Here is a 21,219-nt window from a genome sequence, read left to right on the forward strand (position 1 = left end):
CCGGACCGCCCTGCGGGTTCCCGCCACCGCCCTTGACGGAAACCTGTGACTAACGCTTTGCTGTCAGTGATCAACTTCTGCCGTGGAGGACCGTGGAGGACGCTCGCCGATGACCCCTCCACGCCCCCTGGGCCGCTCCCGGCTCGGGGGCGGCCCGTCCTTCGACCCCGCGCTGGACGACGCCGAGCTGGTCACCGTCCGCGACGACCTCTCCCGCGGACGCTGGGCCGAGGCCCGCAGGCTCCTCGCCGAGACCGGCGACGACTGGGACCGCCGCGGCCACCGCCTCCTCGTCCTCGGCCGGGTCGCCGCCGGGATCGCCTGGGGCCGCGAGTGGCAGCTCGCCGAGCCCGACAGCGCCGACGCCGCCGCCCTCCTGGCCTGCGCCGCCGCCCAGCAGGCCGCCCGCCGCAAGGAGGACCCCGAGCGGGCCCGCGCCCTGTGCGCCGCCGCCGCCCGCATGGCGCCCCTCGACCCCACCCCCTGGCTGGCCCTGCTCCTCCTCGCGCACTCCGGCGCCATCGAGGACGAGCCTGCCCGCCACTTCGGCCAGGTGCGCGCCCGCCACCCCGAGCACCACCACGCCCACCACCTGATGGCCGCCGGGCTCGCCCGGCACAAGGCCGACCACGACGACCCCCTGCACGAGGTCTACGACTTCGCCGCCTGGGCCGCCGAACAGGCCCCCGCCGACTCCCCCCTCGCCCTCCTGCCCGTCGTCGCGCACGCCGAGCGCTACCGCGCCCTGGCCCGCGCCGGGGCCCTGCCCGGCGACCCCGCCGCCTCCGGCCACTGGACCGGCCGCCGGGCCCGGCAGGTGCTCAAGGCCGCCTTCGACTGGTGGCTGGAGTGGGACGTGGACGACCCGGCCGCCGGCGCCGCCCACCCCCGGCGCAAGGTCGACCTCAACTATCTGGCCCACGCCAAGCTGCACGAGGGCCGGCTGGCCGAGGCCGCCGCCCTGCTCATCAGGATCGGCCCGCACGTCACCCGGGCCCCCTGGTCCTACCCCGACCGCGACCCCGCACAGGCCTACCGCGCCGCCCGCCGTACGGCCCTCGGCTCGCGCTGACCCCCGCACCCAAGCAGCACACGACAAGGATGGCCCCACCCATGCGAACGGGCGAGATACACACCTTCAAGGGGCAGGAGCGGCGCCTGCGCGCCGACCGCATCGGCCTGGCCGGACTCCTGATGTCCGTCGTCGCCGCCAGCGCCCCGCTGATGGTGACCACCGGCGGCATGCCCGTCACCTTCGGCGTCCTCGGCGTCGTCGGCTCGCCCCTGCTGTACGTGATCCTCGGCCTGGTCCTGCTGCTGTTCAGCTTCGGCTACGCCGAGATGAGCCGCCACGTCCACAACGCCGGCGCCTTCACCGCGTACATCGCCCGCGGCCTGGGCGGGACGGCCGGCGCCGCCTCCTCCGTCGTCGCCCTGGTCTCCTACAGCGCCATGCAGTGCTGCATCTACGGCCTGTTCGGCTTCGAGCTGTCCGGGCTGCTGAAGCGACACCTGGACGTGACCGTCGCCTGGTGGGTCCCCGCCCTCGCCGCCGTCGTGGTCGTCGGCGCGCTCGGCTGGCTGAAGATCGACCTCAACGTCAAGGTGCTGGGCGTCCTGCTGCTCATCGAGGTCGTCATGGTCCTCGTCTTCGACGTCGCCGGGCTCGGCTCGCCCGGCCCGGAGGGCGTCTCGCTGCGCGCCTTCCACCCCGACACCCTCTCCGGCCCCGGGCTCGGCACCGCCTTCTGCGGCACCATCGCCTCCTTCGTCGGCTTCGAACAGGCCGCCGTCTACTCCGAGGAGACCAGCCGCCCGGGCGTCGTCGTCGCCCGCGTCACCTACCTCGCGGTCGGCTTCATCGCCGTCTTCTTCGCCCTCAGCGCCTGGGCCCTGACGGTCGCCGCCGGCCCCTCGCGCATCCACGAACTCTCCCTCCAGGAGGGCCCGAACCTCCTCTTCGGCCTCACCGAGGACCGGCTCGGCACCGGCTTCACCGACGTCATGCACCTCTTCTACGTGACCGGCATGTTCGCCGCCCTGCTCAGCTTCCACAACGTCGTGGCCCGCTACGCCTTCGCCATGGGACGCGAGGGCCTGCTGCCCGCCGCCGTCGGCCGCACCTCCCGCACCAGCGGCGCCCCCGCCCACGGCTCGCTCCTGCAGAGCGGTGTCGCCCTGGCCGTCGTCGCCGTCTTCGCCGCCACCGACGACAAGCCGACCGGCGACCCGACGGCCCCTGTCCTGCGGCTGTCCAACTGGCTCGGAAACGTCTGCGCGTTGGGCGTCACCGTCCTGATGATCGCCGCGTCGGCCGGCGTCGTCGTCTTCTTCGTCCGCCGCGGCGCCGCCCGCGCCCAGGCGTGGCGACTGGCCGCCTCCGCCGTCGCCGGGCTGGCCCTGACCGTGATCGCCGTAATCACGGTCCGTGACTTCGACGCGCTCGTCGGCTCGGGCCCAAACTCCCCGCTGCGCTGGCTGCTGCCCGGCATCGTGCTGGTGGCGACGGTGGCGGGACTGGTGCTGGGGCTGGTGCTCAAATCGGTACGCCCGGAGGTGCACGCGCGGATCGGGCTGGGCAACGAGGCGTTCCAGCTGGAGAGGGCGGCGGAGGAGGGTCAGCGGGCGGGGTCGTAGCGCCACCACCAGGCGATGGAGGGGATGTCCAGGGGGGCGTGGGACGCCTCGGGGGAGGCGGTGTCGTCGATGGGCTCGGCGGTGAACGTAGCGTCGCCGCCGAGACCGTCGACGGAGGAGTAACGGTCGTTGCTGGGCGTCCATTCGAGGCAGCCGCGACAGTAGCGGGCCAGCCCTTCGACGTAGGCGGCGACGGGCGGTGGAGCGTCGGTCAGCACCGAGGTGCGCAGCCGGAGGAACAGACGCAGGACACGATGTCGCATGCCGGCCAACCGGGACACCGCCTCCTGCGGCGAGCACCCCTGTTCGCGGGCGATCACAGAGACGAGGTTGTGGTCACGGCCGGGGGAGCGCGCCAGCTCCTTGCCGAACGACGCGATCTCATTGTCCCAGTTGCAGACGCAGGCCACCATCTCCCCCAGAGCGCGCAGCCTCCGGTCCTCGAACGCGTCCTGCGACAGCGCCGACCCGCTCATCACATGGGCCAGTACCGGGAACACCCAACCCCCTCCGGAGAAGAGCCGCATGGCGACCGCGTCCTCCAGGGAGGGGCGCAGGTCCACCGCCTTCCACATCTCGACCATGAGATAGGTGCGGACGCCTTCCACGAAGCGCCCGACGTGCGAGGGCGGTGCGAACGCCGCGAGTCTGGCGCGCAGGTCGACCAGGGACCGGGCGTAGCGGTCCTCGTGGGCGAAGGAGGCCTCGGGACACTCGACGGCCCGCTGCATGCGGGCCACGGTTCTGATGAATTCGCCCGGCCGGGTGCTCAACGGCCCCTCGTCGCAGTACTCGTCGTCGAACGCGAAGGCCCAGGCCATGAAGTCCGCGCCGATCCGGAGCAGTTCGTACGGTCCGTACGGGTAGATGAGGGCGGTCACCCGGCCGATACCCGTACGGGCCAGACGCTCGCGCTGGACGGCGTCCGCGTACAGCTCCCAGCGATCGAGGAACGCGACGGCACTCCCCTCCAGCCGCCGCCAGTCCGGATGAATGGCCGGGGGCGGCCCTCCGGCCGGCGCGGGCACGTGCAGGATCGCCATGGGATCACCTCACCGTACGCGTCGTCGGGCGATGATGCTGTACACCGATACGTCGTTGCGCGCCAGGGAGCGCGGGAGGTTCTCGGCCGCCACCCGCAGCTCCTCCAGGGCGCCGGCCACCCCGTCCGGAAACGCGCGCTCGATGTTGAGCCGCACCTCCAGCAACCACCGGATCACCTCCGCGTTGGACGGCAGCACCCGCACGTCCTCGACGGCGAAGCCGCTGTCCTCCAGGACGCCGGTGAAGTACGCGGGCGTCTTGCGGTGCCCGCACGCGATCCGGTCCACGGTGTCCGGGATGTCCGACCGGTAGGCGGCGGGATCGCCCGTGTAGAGCGTGTCGGAGACGACGACCGTCCCGCCGTCGGCGACCCGCGCGGCCAGGGCGCGCATCGATGTCTCGAAGAGGCCGTGCGGGAAGTGGGTGATCACGCCGCGCACGGCCACCAGGTCGTACGGAAGGCCGGGTTCGGGCAGGAGCCCGACGTCCCGCGCGTTGCACCGGTACAGGTGGACGCGGTCCGCGAGGCCGTACCGGGCCAGATACGCGGCGCAGTGGTCGAGTTGGACCTTGCTGACGTTGACCGCGTCGACGCGCGGGCAGCCGGGGAACCGCTCGGCCAGCAGCCGCGTCTCGTGCCCCCAGCCGCACCCGAGGTCCAGGATCCGCCCCGGGGAGCAGGGCCCGGCGAGCTCCAGCTGCCGCTCGAAGTACCGTACGCCCACGTCCTGAAGGGAGTTCCCGGCCCCCGCCCGGTCGTCGTACAGCCCGAACTGGAACAGCAGGCTGTCCCCGAGGACGGCCCGCCACGCCTCCGGCGGATCGGCGTAGGTCGCCTCCACCTTCGCCTGGTACGGATCGACGCCGGAGCCGTCGACAACGTTGATCGGTAAGGCACCCGTCATGCGGCTGCTCCTCGTCCCGCCCGGTGGTGGCGGAGTGACCATAAGCGCCCGGGACGTCGGACGGCAGGGCCGGAATCCGCCACCACCGGGGGCGGGGTCAGGGCTTCCGGGACCAGGGGGCCGTCTGGCGGTCGTCGCGGATCAGGTCCGGCTCGGGCGTCTCGCCCGGCTCGGCCGTGATGACCCGGTACTGGTTCTCGTGGAAGACCCAGTACCAGTTCTTCTTGCCGGGCACGGCCTGGATCGCCTCGACGCGCGTGACGCCCTGGAGGGCCGGGTTCCAGTCCGTGAGCATCCGGTTGGCGTCCCCCACCAGCTTGTCACCGTGCTGCTTTCCGACGGGCGCGATGGCGATCCGCTGGTAGCGCTGGTTCCCCGGTCCGTCGGGGGCGACGAAGGCCCAGTAGTGGTAGCTGCCGTCGGGCCCGGGCTGGCAGCTCGGATCGGGCAGGAACGCGTCCACGCGATTGGCGGAGTTGAGGGAACTCCACTTGAACACCATCATCTGGTCGTCACCCGCCTTGGCGGTGGTGTACGGCGCGCTGTCCTTGATCGTGATGTAGCGGTAGTACTGCGACCCGTTGAGGGTGTGGAAGACCCAGTAGGCGCTCTTCCCGCCGGAGCGCTGCTCGTCGGGGATCGGCAGGACGGTGTCGAGCTGGGCCACGCCCTCCAGCGCCGGCCAGGCGGAGAGCGGGCCGACGGTGTCGACGACGACCCCGGTCCTCGTGTCGTCACCGGTGGTGAGCGAGCCGCGTTCGGCGGTGCCGATCTGGACGACGCGGATGGTGCCCTGCTGGAAGGTCCAGAAGCGGTCCTTCGCGTCGGGCACCGGCAGGACCGCGTCCACCGGAACGCTCTGCCCCGGCACCGGCTGGGGCGGCACCTGACCCTGCTGGTCCGGCTGCGTCAGCTCCTCGGGCAGCTTGGCCTCGGGGTCGCCGAGGGCCAGGCGTCTGAGGGTGCTGATGGAGGGGACGAACGCGTACACCGCGCCGCGGGTGCGGACGAACGGCTTGAAGTCCAGCGGGACGGCCTGCCGGATGCCGGCGTTGTTCCGGCACTCGAAGCTGGCCTTGCCCTCGTTCACGCCCTTGAGCTGGCCGCTGACCATGGCGTCCGGGCCGGGCTTGTGACCCTCCGGCTTGGGCGGGAAGTCGGTCTCGTTGATCCAGTCGTGCTGGATGAACTCGAACTGGCCTACCAGGTCCGACTGGTAGCAGACGAAGGCCAGGCCGCGTTTGCCGTCGGGGCCCTTCGCCGAGTCGTTGCTCATCGGGTCGAAGGGCTGCCCGTAGGGAATGCCGCGGCGGATGATCCGTGCGGTGTCGATGAGGTCCTCGGGGATCAGCCCGCCCTCGACCAGTCCGGCGCGGGGGTTGGACTTGCGCGTGTGCGAGAACAGCGGGGTGATCAGGCCGTCCTCGTCGCCGTTCTCCGTGCACCCGGGCTTGCCCAGGCACTCGGTCCGGTAGTCGAAGTCGTCGGCGGGTACGGAGGGATCGGGACTGTCGGGGCTGAGGGTGACCGGGGTGCCGTCGCGCCAGCGGCCGACGTAGCGGGCGGCGAGCCAGTCCTGGGACTTGTCACCGGTGATGGCCTTGAGGTCCTTCAGGCGCCTCAGATGCATGCTGACCTGGTTCCACCAGCCGGGAACGTCCTGTTCGAGGCGGCGCAGCACCTTGAACGAGCCGTTGCCCATCCAGGACGGCATCCGGTCGCGGGCGGCCGTGGCGGGGCTGTGCTTCGGGGCTCCCGGGAGGCCGATGACGAATTCGCCGGCGGGGATGAGACGGGTGCCGGGCTTGCCCTTGGCGTAGTGCTCCTTGCCGGGTTCGGGTTCGTCGAAGCCGGCGACGGCCGGCTGGCTGGTGCCGTCGATGAAGCCGAAGTGTTCCTTGCCCTCGGCGTCCCCGTGCAGGTGCTGGCCCTCCTGGACGAAGACGACGGAGGCGTTGGCCCGGCTCAGCGCCAGCTGCTGCTCCCCGAGGGCGCTGTCGAGGTCGTTCGGGTCGTCGGCGGCGATGGTGAGGACGGCGTGGATCTCGGTGCGGTAGGGGCTGCCGAAGTCCCAGTGCGTGGGGTCGCTGTCGTCCGTGTCGCCGAGGCGCAGGGCCTTGGCGGGGTCCCCGGGGCCCCGGACGAACGCGCCCAGGGTGTCCTCGTCCCTGCCTTCGCCGCCGGCGTTCAGCAGATCGTCCCGGCCGGTGAGGAATTGCAGGCCCGGGTAGGTGAGGCCGAGGCCCAGCCACGTGGCCTTGAGCGACTTGGGGTTGTCGCCGCCGGACGACTTGCGCGCCTGGCTGTACTGCGCGTTGAAGTCGGCGACCTTCTTGGTGGTGGCGATCAGGGGAGCCGTCCGGGCCAGCCAGTCGCGGGCCGCCTGAGGTTCACCGAAGTTGATCAGGAGGAAGCGGACGTGGTCCTTCTTGAATCCGGCGACGATGTCGCCCTGGATCTCGGTGCTCTCGCGCAGGGCGAGGTCGTTGGCCATGATGTGATCCGTTCGTCGTGGGGGCGCGGGCGGCTACTGCTGCTTGCGGGACCAGACGGCGGTCGGCCGGTCGTCCCGGCGCAGATCGTCGTCGTGGTCGCCGCTGCGCCGGACGGTGATGACCCGGAACTTGTCCTCGTGGAAGACCCAGAGGTGCTGCCTGCCCCGGTCGTTCTCCTTGCCGGGAACGGGGAGGAACGCCTCGACCCGGGTGATGCCATTGAGCGACGCCCAGTTGTTGAGCAGGCTCTCGTAGTCCCGCTCCCGCTTGTCGGGTAGGTAGTTGCCGCTGCGGCGGAGGGAGATCATCCGGTAGCGCTGGCCGAGCCCGGTCCGGTAGAAGACCCAGTAGCCGTACCTGCCGTCGGGGGCGGGTTGCATGTCGGGGACGGGCAGGAAGGCGTCCACCGTGACGCCCGGGTCGAGGGACCGCCAATGGCTCATCGGCCGGTCGTCGTCGACCACTTGGGTGGCAAACGGCTCGGTGTCGGCGATCTTGATGCGGCGGAAGACCTGCGTTCCGTTCTTGCTGTGGAAGACCCAGTAGCCATTGGACCCCCGGACGTGCTGCTCGTCGGGGACGGGCAGGATGGTGTCCAGCTGGGCGACGCCCTCCAGGGCGGGCCCGAACGTCCCGATCACATAGATGACCAGCCCGGTGCTGTCGTCGATGTCACCGGTGGTGAGCTTGCCGCACTCGGTGGCACCGATCTTGATCATGCGGAAGTTGCCCTGCTGGAACGTCCAGTAGCGTCCGTCGTCGCTGGGCACCGGCAGGACGGCGTCCATCGGCAGGCTCTGTCCCGGAAGGGGTTCGGTGACCGCCTGCTCCTTCTGCTCGTCCGGAAGCCGGGCGTCGAGGTCGCCCAGCGCCAGCCGCTTGAGGGTGCTGATGGCGGGGGCGAAGGCGTAGAGCGCGCCGCGGGTGCGGACGAACGGGGTGAAGTCCAGCGGGATGGCCTGCCGTTCGCCCGCGTTGGTCCGGCACTCGAAACTGACCTTGCCGTCGTTGGAGCTGGTCAGCTGGCCGCTGACCATCGTGTCGGGGCCCGGCTTGTGCTCGCGGGCGGGCGGGAAGCTCGCGGTGTTGACCCACCGCGCCTGGATGAACTCGAACTGGCTGACCAGGTCGGACTGGTAGCAGACGAACGTCAGGCCCCGCTGCCCGTCGGGACCCTTCGCCCTGTCGTTGCTCATCGGGTCGAAGGGCTGGCCATAGGGGATGCCCCGCCGCATGATCCGGCGGTTGTCCATGAACTTCTCGTCGACGGGCCCCTCTTCGTCGATGAGCCCGTCGCGCGGGTTGGTCTTGCGCAGATGGGAGAAGAGCGGAGTCTTCAGGCCGTCGGGGTCGTCGGCGAAACCGAAGTCGTTGGCCGGCCCCGGCATGCAGTCGACCTTCTCGGGACAGAGGGCGACGGGGGTGCCGTCGCGCCAGCGGCCGACGAGCCGGGCGGCGAACCATTCCCGGGTCTTGTCACCGGTGACGGCCTTGAGGTCCTTGAGCCGTCTGAGCTGCGCGTCGACCTGGGTCCACCAGCCGGGGACGTCCTGTTCGAGGCGGCGGACGACCTGGAAGGAGCCCTCGCGCATCCAGGCGGGCGCGGTCTTCAGGGCCGCGGCCTCCTCGTCGTGCGCCTCGGAGAGCTCCCGGCCGACGACGAACTCGCCCGCCGGGATGAGACGGGTACCGGGCTTGCCCTGGACGTAGCCCTTGCGCTGCGGGTCCTCGTCGTCGAAGCCGACGACGCCCGGCTGGCTGGTGCCGTCCACGAAGCCGAAGTGCTCCTTGCCCTCGGCATCCCCGTGCAGGTGCTGTCCCTCCTGCACGAACACGATGGAGGCACTGGCCTGGCTCGCCGCCAGCTGCTGCCTGGCCAGCATCGCCTTGAGGTCCTCCGGGTCGTCGGCGGCGACGGTGAGGACGGCGTGCACCTCGGTGCGGTAGGGGCTGCCGAAGTCCCAGTGCTTGGGATCGCTGTCGTCCGTGTCACCGAGCAGCAGCGCCCGGTCCGGGTCGCCGGGCCCCTGCATGAACGCCTGGAGCGTGTCGCCGGTCCGCGCCTCGGCCTGCAGCAGGTCGTCCTTGCCGGTGAGGAACCGCAACCCCTGATAGGTGAAGGCGAGGCCGAGCCAGGTGGCCTTGAGGGTCCGGGGGTTGTCGCCGCCGGAGGTCTTCTTCGCCTCGCTGTACTGTGCGTTGAACTCGGAGACCTTCTTGGTCGTGGCGATCTCGGGAGTGATCCTGGCGACCCAGTCGCGGGCCGCCTGCGGGTCGCCGAAGTTGAGGAGGACCAGCCGGACGTGGTCCTTCTTGAATCCGGCGATGACGTCGCCCTGGATCTCGGTGTTCTCACGCAGGGAAAGACCGTTGGTCATGGTGTGATCCAATCGTCGTCTTTGTCGGGTGAACGCCCGGGCGCGGACCGCGTGTTCGTCTGCCGCGGTCCGCACGGGGGGCGTGTCGGGGAGTCAGGCGTTCGGCCGCAGCTGGACCCATTGGGCGATGCTGGGGACACCGGCGCTGTCGAGCAGGAAGAGCATGTAGTAGCCGGGCGGCGCCTCGTTGGCGGACGCCGGGGCCTGGAGGCTGAGCGCGCCGCCCGCGTTGGAGCGGATCGTCAGCTCAAGGCGGCGCTGGGTGGTGTCCACCGCGTGGGTGGAGGAGACCGGTGCGACCAGGACGGCCTTGGCGGCCCGGGTCGGGGTGTTGGTGTCCACCCGGAACGTCGATCCGTAGGCCACCGGGCCGTCCGGTACGTTCCTGAGGTCCGGTCGGGTGCCCTGGTGGAGGTAGGGGGGCTCGAAGATCTCGATGGTGCCGTTGTAGCCCGACTTGATGTTCGGGTTGGCGGCCATCTGCTGGAGCTCGTCGCCGGTGACCATGACCCTGCCGTCCGGCAGCAGAACGGCGTTGGAGTGGTAGCCGCGCGGCAGCCGCTGGGCGGGGCCGATCGTCCACCGGCCGTTCGCGTCCCGGGTCTCGGTGTGACGGCGCTTCATCCACTCGTCCGACACGACGGGGTTGAGGAACCCGGCTCCGTAGTCCCGGATGTGGAACGCCCCGTTGACGGTGAACAGGTTGCTGTTGGGCAGGATGAGGGTGTCGTCCTGGGTGCGGCTGTAGTTCCTGGGAGTGTCCTCGGTCCACTGCCCGCCCGAGAACTTGTACGTCTTGGCGCTGTGGTTGTCGCCGCCGAGGACGAGCACCGAGTCCGGGCCGCTGGTGCCGTTGGGGAGGGGAACCGCCGACCCGTAGATGCGCATCCCGCCGTCGGGCCGGTTCGGCAGATTGGCGCGGGTCTCGGTCTGCGGGTCGTAGACGAACTGCTCGCCCGCCTCCCGGCCGAAGCCGTACACCTTGCCGTCGCGCAGCGCGAACAGGTGCGGATAGTCCTGGGTGTACGGTGCCTGGGCCCGGAACCTGTCGAGCGGCTGCCTTTCGGGGACCGACGTCCGGTCCACCGGGACGGGCATGGTCTTGGCCGGGAAGCGCTCGATGAGCGTGGACGGGTGCCCGTAACCGTCCTCCCGCTGGCCGGACACGATCAGCTGGCGGCCGTCCGCCGTGGTGACCACGGTCGGGTACCAGCGGCCGTGCTGCATGTCCTGCTGCCGGTGCCAGGTCTCGGTCCACGGGTCGAAGACGAACGCGAACCTGGCGCCTGCGCCGTCGCGGTTGGCACCGAAGTTGCCGCCGAAGATGCCCACCATGCCGTTGGGCAGGTAGGAATGGCCCGCACAGAAGACCGGCGCGGCGCGGCGTACGCCCGTGTCGTCGTCCATGTCGACCTCGGGTGGCGGGACGGCCTTGAAGGCGCCCGGGCCGATGCCGGCCTTCGGGTCCCACAGGTAGGCGCGGCCGGTGTTGTTCTTGCCGACCTGCTGGGTGGGCGCGGGCTCGATCGTCGGGTTGTCGTTGAACATCTCGAACGAGAACACGAGCACCTTGCCCGTGGGCAGCAGGGCGACGTGGTCCCCGAAGTCGGGGGAGGGGAAGTAGTCCGTCCACCGTCCGGACTGCTTGACGTCGTACGAGGCGTTCTCCTCCGCCTGCGACTGGGTCAGGTCGTTGTACCGCTGGGTCCGGATGGACTGCGGGTAGCCGTTGTCGGCGGCGACGAGCCGCTGCCGGGCCAGCGTCTCGGCCGTGGCCCGGCCGAAGGCGGCCACCTCCGCCGGCTGGACGGCGGCCCTCACCCGCGCGTCGGTGATCTGCGTGCGAGGGGGTGACGTGGCGGGTGCGGGGGTGGACAGGAGGGTGAGCGTCGACAAAGCGATCACGGTGGCGGCGCCGGCCGCGAGCGCCGTCCTCGGTCTTCTGCGAGACATGGGACTCCTCGGGGGAGACGGCAGCGATGAGTGGTCAGTAGATCACTAAAGGTAGTCGGTCACGGGTAGACATACCGGTAATAGCATGAATATTTGTCGATACATGGCCACGCTGCGTGTCGGTCGGGGGCCGCCGGTGCTCGAATGTCCGGACAACCGACGAACGACAGGAGGTCCGCATGTTCAGCAAGTCCGGAATCGCCATGGCCGTAGTTGCCGGGATCGTGCTCATCGCCGCCACGAGCGGCGGCGGCGCGGCGGCACCCCTGCACACCGGCAACGCCCCGCACGCCGTGACCGGCCCCGTCATCCCGGGCGGCGCCGACGGCAGACCCCGCTTGTTGCAGTGCCCGCCCTCGGAATGGGCCTACGGGGGCGGCTACAGCGTGACCCCCGCCGCCGGCCGTCAGCTCGCTCCCCAGGCCACCGACGTCGTGGAGAGCCACCCGAACGACAACGGCACCGGCTGGATCGTCGCCGTCCGCAAGGACCACTACCGCACCCCCTGGGGCATCGAGTCCTCGCCGGCGAACCTCACCGTCCACGCCGTCTGCACCGAGGGCCAGGCCGGCCCGCACGGCGGCTGAGCGAAGAGTGCCGGGGCGCCGGGAAAAACAGAAGAGCCCCAGCCGGAGCTGGGGCTCTTTCTCGTGTCCGAGGGGGGCTTGAGCTCTCCACTTGAGCACCAGCCCGTTGGGCCTCCGGCCTGCGGATACGTAGCTCACCGGCCGTGTTTTCGCACGGCCGGTTGGCTACGGTTCCTGCGGTTTCTGCCCGTTCCGGACCGCTGTTGGTCACGTGTTGGTCACGTGGCCAACAGCCCCTCAGCCAATGGGACGGCCATGTTCCCACAGCTCTTCGGTGTGCTCCGCGAAGCGGTCGAACAGGCCACCGTCCTGAAGTTTGCGCAGGTGCAGCATGGGCGAGTCGTGGCCAACCAGCCGGGCAAGGTGGGGTGTGACCAGGGCTTGATCGTCGAAGCGAAAGACCGACAAGCCGACGTGGTTCGTAGCATCTTCCTCCGAGGAGAAGCGCACCTCCAAGCCGGAGAGGTCGGACAGCTTGGCCAACTCCTCCAGGCTGATGCGGATGCGCGTGGAGACCTTGAGTGCCACGTCTTCGATGATCTCGCGCTGCTCGGTCACCCGGCTGCCGGGATCACCGAGCAGGAATCGCACCCGGCACCCAGCTTCGGCCTTCGCCCGGAGGGTGGCGTGGAACGCCGGTTGCTCGATCCAGAAGAAGTAGTTCGTGTACCCGGCGAGGACGATGTCCCGGGTGCTGTCACCGATGAGCTGTCGCCACACCGATGATGGGCATGCCGAACGGTAGGGGTAGGCCGAGATGATCTCCCGGTCCGGGCCGGTCTTCATGACCGCTCCCACTGCTTTGGGCCACAGCACCGCTTCATCAACTCCCAACACACTTGACGCGTCCACACGGTTTCGCGCGTGCGGGACCAGCTCCTCATCCGTGATCCATCGTTCCACTGTCTTGGCGGTCACACCGATGCGGGTTGCCAGCTGACGGGCTGAAAGCTTCTTGTCCGCCATAGCGGCTCGAAGGGACAAATTCAAGGTCTCAACCTCGGTCGTTTGTACGTTCCTTCGGACGTTTGGGCGTTCTTGGCGCTATCGACCGGAAGGCCGTCATGTCCCCTGAACGTCGATAGAAACGTCTGTGGTGGCCACCCATGCTCCGAGCATGGAAACCGCCAACGAGACGGCTCCGGGCACCAGTAGAAGAGGTGCGGAGGTTGGTAAGACGGCGAGGCGCGCACATCAGCCCGGTGTCGAAGGCCCCCTTCTGTCACAGCGTGCCGTGATCAAGCGGGTTCATTGGACCGTGGAGCCGGACCGTGAGCCAGATGCCAAACGGCCCACGTACGCCCAGGAATGCGACGTCTGCGGCGAGGGCTCCCCGAGGAGCGCCGACGAGGACGAGGCGACGCAGTGGATCTTCCAGCACGTGAAGACCAACCCGTCGCACAACTCCTACACGGAGATCGTCAAGCGCGGCTGGCGCGCGTGGATGAGGCAGTCGTGATCCGGCGGAGGATCCTCCGTTGGGCGGGTCCCGTCTGGGCCTTGACCGTCGTGCTCTCCACGGCACTGGCCGTCTCCCTGGCGGTCCTGGGCCACCCGCACCACTCCTGATCTCCCGCTCTCCGCTGGCAACTCCTCCAACTCCCGTGAAGCGCTCAGCAACGCGGGGCTGGCGGAGAGCGGGGCCCGGCCGCCCATCCGGGTGAAGGTGCCACGCCGCTACGTCACGCGCTGTCAGGATGCCGCCACGGGCCAAACGGTTCGTAAGATCGAAGGAGCGGAGATGGACACCACCAGCGTCACGCAAGCGCTGATCCTGGCGGGCGGGCAAGCCACCCGCATGCGGCCGTACACCGACGACGCGCCTAAAGCGATGGTGCCCGTCGCGGGTGCACCGATCATCGGCTACCAAATGCTGTGGCTCGCCGAGCACGGCGTCAAGAACGTCGTCATCTCCGGCGGCTACAAGGCCGAGATGATCAGTGACTACGTCGGCAACGGCTCACGCTTCGGCACCAAGGCCATCTACGCGATCGAAGACGAGCCGCTCGGCCGTGGCGGCGGCCTCAAGTACGCCGCCCGGCAACTCCCCGACATCGACGCACCGTTCTTCGTCCTGAACGGCGACGTCATCAGTGCCTTCTCCCTCGGAGACCTGGCCGAGTACCACGAGCAGCACGACGCCGCCGTGACCGTCGCCCTGTCGCCGTACCGCTCCAACTGGGGCGTGGCCGACATCGACGACCAGGACCACATCAAGGGCTTCGTCCAGTCGCCGGAACTGCCGTACTGGATCAACGCGGGGATCTACGTCTTCAACCCCGACGTGGTCGGGCTCCTCCCGGACAAGGGCGACCACGAGGACAGCACCTTCCCGCAGCTTGCCCGGGACGGCCGGCTCATGGGCTACCGGCTCTCGGGCTACTGGCGAGGCATCGACACCGTCAAGGACGTGGTGGAGGCGTCCAAGGAAGTCCGCAGCGCCGGAACCACCCTCGCACCCGAGTTCCGTACCACCGACATCGACACCTAGACCCCGGCCTGCCGGGGCCGTCACCGGAAGGGGGACACGTGATCAACGCCAACGAGGTGATCCCCAGTCACCACGTCCTGCTCATCACGTTCGACTCGCTCCGCTACGACGTCGCACGGTCCGTTGTGCACGGCGGAGGAAGCCCGAACCTGGAACGCCTGCTCCCCGACGGTTTGTGGGAGGAACGGCGAACTCAGGGAAGCTTCACGCTCCCCGCGCACATGTCGTTCTTCTCCGGCTTCCTGCCCGTGCCCTCCGGGCCGTACCGCCCCGGCCGGCTCTTCGCCTGCCGATCCCTGCGGGGAACCACCATCCGGGAACGCACGTACGTCTTCGACGCCCCGGACATCGTCACCGGCCTGTCCGGCCTCGGGTACCGAACGGTGTGCATCGGCGGCGTGGGGGTTCTTCTCCAACCAAACCAGGCTGGGCCGGGTGCTGCCGGGCCTGTTCCAGGAGAGCTACTGGAGCGAGGAGACCGGCACCGACGAACCCGAATCGACCCGTCACCAAGTGGACATCGCGCTTGAGGTACTGGAGAAGCAACCGCCCGACCAACGTCTGTTCCTCTTCCTCAACGTCTCCGCGACCCACACCCCGACCCACGTCTACCTCCCCGGTGAGGACGTCGATTCATGGGAGAGCCAATGCGCCGCGCTCAGCTACGCCGACAGGCAACTCGGCCGCCTCTTCAACGTCCTGCCGAACCACGGCTCCTGGCTCGGCCTGTTCTGCGCCGACCATGGCGAAGCGTTCGGTGAAGACGGCTACAGCGGGCATGGGATAGCCCATCCGGCAGTGTGGACCGTCCCCTACGCCGAGACACTCATCCCGGCCCGGCACCTGTAGCGGAACACGTCGGCCCCCGCCAAGTCCTTGGCGGGGGCCTTCGTCGTGTACGTCGCCACTGACATCCGGCGCAGTGAGGCCCTGGGCATGAAGTGGTCCCTCATCCGCTGGGATGAGGGCGCCATCGAACTGGGGTGGGTCGTGGTGGAGGAAGGCAACGAGTACCGACTCCGGAAGCTGACCAAGGACGGGGATGACAACGCGGTCATCTACGTGGACCAGTCCGTGATGAACGTCCTCAAGTGGCAGAAGCGGCGACAGGACGCCGGGCGGGCACGCCTCGGGGACGCGTGGGTGGATCACGACCTGGTGTTCGCCCGGGACGGATTCAAGCTCTACCGGGGCGCAGCCGGCGGCCCCCAGGACCCGGAGAAGGTCACGAACGACCTGGAGGCCGGGGAGAACCCCCGTGGAGGTCTCCGCGAACGTCCGGCATCGCTCGCCGGGCTACACGATGGCCCGGTACGGGCACTCTCGGAAGGACGGAGTGCGGAAGCTCGCCGCCTCCGGAGCGGGCCGGATCGGCCTGTCCGCCCTGGTTTAGGGCATGATCGCTGGGCCGTTGGTCACGTGGTTGGTCACGCCACTGCCCAGAAAACAGAAAAACCCCAGATGAACTGGGGTCTCTGCTGGTGTCCGAGGGGGGACTTGAACCCCCACGCCCGATAAAGGGCACTAGCACCTCAAGCTAGCGCGTCTGCCATTCCGCCACCCGGACCAGGTGTCTGTCTCTGCGGGGCGTTCCCCGCGGCGACATGGAAAACAATACCAGGCTTTCGGGGGTGCCCGATCACCCCGGCGATCACCCGACCGGTCGGCGTGCGCCCCGCGCGACCAGCGGTTCTTTCAGGAGTGTGTCGGCGGGATTGCGGCCTTGGGCGGTGGGTGCGAGGGGTAGCAGGATGGCGGTGGGGTCCGTCCCGGGTCCCGCGCCGGGCCCCGGCCCGGCAGGAGGAAGCACGAGGAGGCAGCGTGAGCGCGGAACACACATCGGGCGCCGAGAACGAGGTCGTGGATCTCTGCCGTGAACTGATCCGGATCGACACCAGCAACTACGGCGACCACTCCGGGCCCGGTGAGCGCGCCGCCGCCGAGTACGTGGCCGAGAAGCTCGCCGAGGTGGGGCTCGAACCGCAGATCTTCGAGTCCCACCCCGGCCGGGCCTCCGTCGTCGCCCGCATCGAGGGCGAGGACCGCTCGCGGCCCGGGCTGCTCATCCACGGGCACACGGACGTCGTGCCGGCCGACGCCGCCGACTGGACCCACCACCCGTTCGCGGGCGAGGTGGCGGACGGCTGTGTGTGGGGGCGCGGGGCCGTCGACATGAAGGACATGGACGCGATGACCCTCGCGGTCGTCCGCGACCGGATGCGGACGGGGCGGAAGCCGCCGAGGGACGTCGTGCTCGCCTTCCTCGCGGACGAGGAGGCCGGCGGCACCTGGGGTGCCCGATACCTGGTGGACAAGCACCCGGGGCTGTTCGAGGGCGTCACCGAGGCGATCGGCGAGGTCGGCGGCTTCTCGTTCACGGTCAACGAGGACCTGCGGCTGTATCTGATCGAGACCGCCGAGAAGGGCATGCACTGGATGCGGCTCACCGTGGAGGGCACGGCCGGCCACGGCTCGATGACCAACACGGACAACGCGATCACCGAACTGTGCGAGGCGGTCGCCCGGTTGGGCCGGCACGAGTTCCCGGTGCGGGTCACCAAGACCGTACGCTCGTTCCTCGACGAGCTGTCCGACGCGCTGGGCACCCCGCTGGACCCCGAGGACATGGAGACGACCCTCGCCAAGCTCGGCGGCATCGCCAAGATGATCGGCACCACGCTGCGCAACAGCGCCGCCCCGACCATGCTCGGCGCCGGCTACAAGGTCAACGTCATTCCCGGGCAGGCCACCGCGCACGTCGACGGCCGCTTCCTGCCGGGCTACGAGGAGGAGTTCCTCGCCGACCTCGACCGCATCCTCGGCCCGCGGGTCAGGCGCGAGGACGTCCACGCGGACAAGGCGGTGGAGACCGGCTTCGACGGCGACCTGGTCAAGGCCATGCAGACCGCGCTGCGGGCCGAGGACCCCATCGCGCGGGCCGTGCCGTACATGCTCTCGGGCGGCACCGACGCCAAGTCCTTCGCCGATCTCGGCATCCGCTGCTTCGGCTTCGCTCCGCTCAAGCTGCCCCCCGAGCTCGACTTCGCGGGCATGTTCCACGGGGTGGACGAACGAGTGCCCGTCGATGGTCTGACATTCGGCGCGCGCGTGCTCGACCGGTTCCTGGACGAGTGCTGAACGAGACCTGAACAGGCGTCAGATTGGCGGGAGTTGGCGCTCCTTAGCCGGAAAGAGTGAACAAGCTGAAGGTTACGTAGCCCTATTACCTCCGTGTCGTTACAGGGTGTGCGGTCCGCGGCTGGGACCGCATTCCAACAAGGAGGAACCCAATGCTCAAGAAGGTCGTCGCCACTGCGGCTGCCACCGGTGGTCTCGTGCTCGCGGGCGCGGGGCTGGCCGCCGCCAGCGGGGGCGCTCAGGGAGCTGCTGTGAACAGCCCCGGCGTCGTTTCGGGCAACGTCATCCAGGTTCCGGTCGAGGTCGACACGAACGTGTGTGGCAACACGATCAACGTCGTCGGTCTGCTCAACCCCGCGACCGGCAACACCTGCGTCAACAAGTGATGTTGCCCCTCGCCGGGTGAGGGTATGGAGAAACCGGGCGGCTCCGGGAGTGCGCACCACGCGCCCCGGAGCCGCCGGGCTTTCGACCCGGACACCGTGTGCGGGCTCGGCGCCCGCACGCGTTCCGTATGGCAAGAAGCAGCAGAGGGGCAAAGCAATGCGACAGGTCGCAAAAAAGGGCCTGCTCACCGCGGCGGCGGCGGGCACCGTGCTCGCCGCCGCGGGTGGCTACGCGTACGCGGACTCGGGCGCCCAGGGCGCTGCCGCGCACTCGCCGGGCGTCGGGTCCGGTAACACCGTCCAGGCGCCGGTGCACGTGCCGGTCAACGTCTGCGGCAACACCGTCAACGTCGTGGGTCTGCTCAACCCTGCGACCGGCAACACCTGCGTCAACGGCGGCCACGGCCACCACGCGCACGGTGGTCACGGCGGGCACGGCCAGGGGCACCACAACGGGGGCGCCCAGGCCGACGGCGCGGCGGTGAACTCGCCGGGCGTCGTCTCCGGGAACGTCATCCAGGCGCCGGTGCACGTGCCGGTCAACGCCTGCGGCAACTCGGTGAACGTCGTCGGCCTGGGCAACCCGGCCACCGGCAACACCTGTGTCAACGACGGCCAGCACCACAAGGGGCACGACCACGGCACGCCGCACCACCCGGGCAAGCCGGCTCCGCACCAGCCCTCGCACCACAACCCGCCGGCCCACCACCCCGGGAAGCCCTCCGAGGCGAAGCCGCCGGCCGGGCACGACAGCCCGCCCGCCGAGCACTCGGTGCACAAGCCGGGGCACCACGCCGTCACCCCCGTCACCCCGGTGGTGAAGGGCTGGCACCGGCCCGCCGACCACCCGGCGGCGGCCCCGGCCGCCCCGGCCGAGGAGAAGGCCACCGAGCTCGCGCACACCGGCGCGGGTGAGCTGGGCATGGCCGGCGCGGCGAGCGCGGCCCTCCTGGCCGGCGGCACCATGCTCTACCGCCGGGCGCGCGCCGGGCAGCAGGGCTGATACAGGGCGATACGGCACAACGCGGAGCGGGCCCCAGGCGCCGGGGCCCGCTCCGTCCGTCGTGTGTTCCTACCCCGCCCGCGCGGTCACCAGGTGGCCTTCAGCTGGCGGATGATCCGGCGCCGCAGCCGCACTCTTCGGCTGCCGTCGGGGTTGAGGCGGAGGCGGTCCAACTCCCAGTGCCCGTACTCGGCGTGGTCGGTCAGCAGTCGGGTCGCCGCACGCCGGGACACCCCGCGTGGCACATACACATCACAGAATTCGTATTCCGGCATCGCATCTATTGTGCGGGAACGGGCCCGGTACGGATAGCGTCTGCACTATGTCTGATGCTGCGCAGCCAACCGCTGCCGAGGTACGGGCCGCCGCCGAGGCGGTCAAAGCCGCTCTGGACCGCCACCTCGACGCCGTCGAACGCCGGTCGGGCGAGGACGACCCGGCCGTCTACGCCGCGTTCAACGAGCTGGCCGCGGCAGCCGAGGCGTACGACGAGCTGCTGTACGACGCCTACGACGAGGTCACCCCGTTCGAGATCCCCGGGGACGACAGTCTGCCCGCCTACGCGGGGCCCGAGGAGCCCAGCGCGCTGAGCGTGCTGATCCGCCGGGACTACGCGGTCGTCGAGCCGCAGCGGCTGCTCTCCCAGGCGCAGCGCGTCGCCGACCTCGACCCCGACGCCCCTGATCCGTCGCTGGGTTCGAACCGGCCCGGGGGTGCCGCGGGCAGTGTGCACGCGGCGCTCGGGGTGCTCTTCGGCGAGTACGAACCGGACGAAATCGCTTCCCGGCACAAGGAGTTCGGCCTGGAGGAGGGCGACTCCACCCTGTGGGTGGCCGCCGCCGACGACCTCGCCGAGCCGGGGGAGTGGCTGTCGGCCCCGTTCGACCAGGCCGATCCGCAGCGGGTGGTGTGCCGCTTCGATGTCAGCGCCGTCTTCGACGAGGAGCTCGACGGGCTCGACGACGACGTGGACGTGGACATGGACGACCGCGACGACATGGACATCGACGACGGGGACCTAGGCGAGGACGCCGGCGGCGCGCCGGACGGGCGGGCCGCCGGCCCGGCGCGCTGACCCCCCGCGGGGCTCACCCGGCGGGCTGCGCCTGCGCCTTGAGCAGCGATGCCAGCCGGGTGCTCCGCTCCTTCGCCGGGATCTCGGCCACGGCCCGGGCGAGGGCCTGGCCCGCGCCGTGCACCACGGACAGGTGCCGCTCGCCGCGGCCGAACGCCGTGTGGACCCAGGGGCGGTCGAGGGCGCCCGTCGCGTCGCCCGGCAGCACCACGACGGCGGCCGGCCAGCGCGTACCGGCCGCCTGGTGGGCCGTCACGGCCCAGCCGTGCCGCACCTCGTCGGCGACGCGGGACGGCGGGACGGTGACGGGGGCGCCCGAGCAGTCCAGGCGCAGCCCCTCGGCGTCGGCCGAGACCACCGTGCCGGGGACGATCCGGCCCGGCGCGGGGACGTGGACGACCCGGTCGCCGGGGTCGAAGCCGCCGAAGCGGCCCGGGCCGGGGTTCAGCCGCTGCTTGAGCGCGGTGTTGAGGGCGCGGGTGCCGGCGGCGCCGCCATGGCCCGGGGTGATCACCTGGGTGGCCTCCGGGGGCACGCCGAAGGCGCGCGGCACCGATTCGGCGACGAGCTGCACCGTGCGGTGCACGGCCTCGCCCGCGTCCCGCACCGGCGTGATCACGACCTCCTTGCCGGGCGCGTCCGGCCGGCTCAGCTCCCCGGCGCCGATGCCCGAGACCAGCTCGCCGATCGGGCCCGGGTCCGGGGTGCGGGAGACGACCACCGGGCAGGCGCGGGCCGCCAGGAGGTCGGCGAACACCCGGCCGGGGCCCGCCGGCCCGAGCCCTCCCGGATCGCCGCCGAGCACCAGGCGGGTGCCGTCCGCCAGCATCTCGACCAGCATCGCGGCCGCCTCGACGTCCAGTTGGGGGGCGTCCAGGACGACGAGGACGTCGAGCGCGAGCGTCCCCTCGGCGTCCCGCTCCGGGCCCTCGCGGCCGGAGAGCAGACCGGCCACGGTGACCGCCTCCTCGTCCCCCCGCTCCGCCAGGCGCCGGCGGCCGTCCTCGGTGAACGCGGCCGCGACCGCCCGCAGGCCCAGGGCGCGGGCCGCCGCGACGACCGCCGCGGGCTCGGCCCGGGCGGCCTCGCCGCCTCCGGCCTGGTCGTGCACAGCGGCGGCGAGGCCG

The 21,219-nt window shown here is 70.5% G+C and carries 19 protein-coding genes and 1 tRNA gene; 11 read left to right on the top strand and 9 right to left on the bottom strand.

Annotated elements, in window-relative coordinates; all coding sequences use genetic code 11:
- Window positions 1-109 precede the first annotated feature (109 nt).
- Together I5Q34_RS20505 and I5Q34_RS20510 are read left to right on the top strand one after the other, a co-directional pair.
- Window positions 110-1,072, top strand: a complete 963-nt coding sequence (locus I5Q34_RS20505; RefSeq protein WP_199893772.1) for a hypothetical protein — start codon at window positions 110-112, stop codon at window positions 1,070-1,072.
- A 41-nt stretch (window positions 1,073-1,113) separates the two neighbouring features.
- Window positions 1,114-2,637 carry an APC family permease gene (locus I5Q34_RS20510; protein WP_199893773.1) on the top strand — a complete coding sequence of 508 codons (1,524 nt, stop codon included), beginning with the start codon at window positions 1,114-1,116 and terminating at the stop codon, window positions 2,635-2,637.
- On the opposite strand, the gene I5Q34_RS20515 is transcribed toward I5Q34_RS20510, so the two are convergent.
- From I5Q34_RS20515 to I5Q34_RS20535, 5 genes are all read right to left on the bottom strand, one after another.
- A complete protein-coding gene (locus I5Q34_RS20515) occupies window positions 2,619-3,680 on the bottom strand; it encodes a terpene synthase family protein (RefSeq protein WP_199893774.1) in 1,062 nt (353 codons plus the stop codon). The two genes, I5Q34_RS20510 and I5Q34_RS20515, sit on opposite strands and share 19 nt — an antisense overlap.
- Before the next feature lie 9 nt (window positions 3,681-3,689).
- Window positions 3,690-4,586, bottom strand: coding sequence for a cyclopropane-fatty-acyl-phospholipid synthase family protein (locus tag I5Q34_RS20520; protein WP_234429174.1), 897 nt, complete (start codon window positions 4,584-4,586; stop codon window positions 3,690-3,692).
- 97 nt (window positions 4,587-4,683) lie between these two features.
- Complete coding sequence (locus I5Q34_RS20525) at window positions 4,684-7,080, bottom strand: Dyp-type peroxidase (RefSeq protein ID WP_199893776.1); 2,397 nt, start codon at window positions 7,078-7,080, stop codon at window positions 4,684-4,686.
- A 33-nt stretch (window positions 7,081-7,113) separates the two neighbouring features.
- Complete coding sequence (locus tag I5Q34_RS20530) at window positions 7,114-9,459, bottom strand: Dyp-type peroxidase (protein WP_199893777.1); 2,346 nt, start codon at window positions 9,457-9,459, stop codon at window positions 7,114-7,116.
- Between the two features lie 93 nt (window positions 9,460-9,552).
- The gene (locus I5Q34_RS20535; protein WP_199893778.1) at window positions 9,553-11,412 is read right to left on the bottom strand and encodes a glyoxal oxidase; all 1,860 of its coding nucleotides are present in this window, start codon (window positions 11,410-11,412) and stop codon (window positions 9,553-9,555) included.
- Window positions 11,413-11,591: 179 nt separating this feature from the next.
- Between I5Q34_RS20535 and I5Q34_RS20540 the strand changes: the two genes are divergently transcribed.
- Window positions 11,592-11,999: a hypothetical protein gene (locus I5Q34_RS20540; protein WP_199893779.1), complete on the top strand. Its 408-nt coding sequence runs from the start codon at window positions 11,592-11,594 to the stop codon at window positions 11,997-11,999.
- A 237-nt stretch (window positions 12,000-12,236) separates the two neighbouring features.
- Here the strand turns inward: I5Q34_RS20540 and I5Q34_RS20545 are convergent, their stop codons facing one another.
- Window positions 12,237-12,965, bottom strand: coding sequence for an XRE family transcriptional regulator (locus tag I5Q34_RS20545; protein WP_199893780.1), 729 nt, complete (start codon window positions 12,963-12,965; stop codon window positions 12,237-12,239).
- Between the two features lie 292 nt (window positions 12,966-13,257).
- On the opposite strand from I5Q34_RS20545, the gene I5Q34_RS20550 reads away from it, so the two are divergent.
- From I5Q34_RS20550 to I5Q34_RS20565, 4 genes are all read left to right on the top strand, one after another.
- Window positions 13,258-13,458 (top strand): hypothetical protein, encoded by a 201-nt coding sequence (locus tag I5Q34_RS20550; RefSeq protein ID WP_277965373.1) that lies wholly within the window; start codon window positions 13,258-13,260, stop codon window positions 13,456-13,458.
- Between the two features lie 282 nt (window positions 13,459-13,740).
- Window positions 13,741-14,490: a nucleotidyltransferase family protein gene (locus tag I5Q34_RS20555; protein ID WP_199893781.1), complete on the top strand. Its 750-nt coding sequence runs from the start codon at window positions 13,741-13,743 to the stop codon at window positions 14,488-14,490.
- 435 nt (window positions 14,491-14,925) lie between these two features.
- Window positions 14,926-15,339, top strand: a complete 414-nt coding sequence (locus I5Q34_RS35830; protein WP_307811701.1) for a sulfatase-like hydrolase/transferase — start codon at window positions 14,926-14,928, stop codon at window positions 15,337-15,339.
- A gap of 45 nt (window positions 15,340-15,384) precedes the next feature.
- Entirely contained in the window at window positions 15,385-16,008 is a 624-nt protein-coding gene (locus I5Q34_RS20565; protein WP_199893782.1) for a hypothetical protein, read from the top strand.
- Here the strand turns inward: I5Q34_RS20565 and I5Q34_RS20570 are convergent.
- Window positions 15,970-16,057, bottom strand: a tRNA-Leu gene (locus I5Q34_RS20570). The two genes, I5Q34_RS20565 and I5Q34_RS20570, sit on opposite strands and share 39 nt — an antisense overlap.
- A 254-nt stretch (window positions 16,058-16,311) precedes the next feature.
- Here I5Q34_RS20570 and I5Q34_RS20575 point away from each other — a divergent pair.
- The 3 genes from I5Q34_RS20575 to I5Q34_RS35835 all read left to right on the top strand — a co-directional run bounded on the left by I5Q34_RS20575 (window position 16,312) and on the right by I5Q34_RS35835 (window position 19,017).
- On the top strand, window positions 16,312-17,628 hold the full coding sequence (locus I5Q34_RS20575; protein ID WP_199893783.1) for a M20/M25/M40 family metallo-hydrolase: 1,317 nt from the start codon (window positions 16,312-16,314) through the stop codon (window positions 17,626-17,628).
- A gap of 152 nt (window positions 17,629-17,780) precedes the next feature.
- Window positions 17,781-18,014 carry a chaplin gene (locus tag I5Q34_RS20580; protein ID WP_199893784.1) on the top strand — a complete coding sequence of 78 codons (234 nt, stop codon included), beginning with the start codon at window positions 17,781-17,783 and terminating at the stop codon, window positions 18,012-18,014.
- Window positions 18,015-18,171: 157 nt separating this feature from the next.
- Complete coding sequence (locus I5Q34_RS35835; protein ID WP_199893785.1) at window positions 18,172-19,017, top strand: chaplin; 846 nt, start codon at window positions 18,172-18,174, stop codon at window positions 19,015-19,017.
- A gap of 86 nt (window positions 19,018-19,103) precedes the next feature.
- Here the strand turns inward: I5Q34_RS35835 and I5Q34_RS20590 are convergent, their stop codons facing one another.
- Entirely contained in the window at window positions 19,104-19,292 is a 189-nt protein-coding gene (locus tag I5Q34_RS20590) for a DUF5703 family protein (RefSeq protein ID WP_049718231.1), read from the bottom strand.
- Window positions 19,293-19,339: 47 nt separating this feature from the next.
- Between I5Q34_RS20590 and I5Q34_RS20595 the strand changes: the two genes are divergently transcribed.
- Window positions 19,340-20,092: a hypothetical protein gene (locus tag I5Q34_RS20595; protein WP_199893786.1), complete on the top strand. Its 753-nt coding sequence runs from the start codon at window positions 19,340-19,342 to the stop codon at window positions 20,090-20,092.
- A gap of 13 nt (window positions 20,093-20,105) precedes the next feature.
- On the opposite strand, the gene I5Q34_RS20600 is transcribed toward I5Q34_RS20595, so the two are convergent.
- The coding region (locus I5Q34_RS20600; protein WP_199893787.1) for an AAA family ATPase at window positions 20,106-21,219 on the bottom strand (1,114 nt) is incomplete at its 5' end.

Origin of the sequence: Streptomyces sp. AV19, assembly GCF_015999245.1 — a bacterium.
GTDB lineage: Bacteria > Actinomycetota > Actinomycetes > Streptomycetales > Streptomycetaceae > Streptomyces.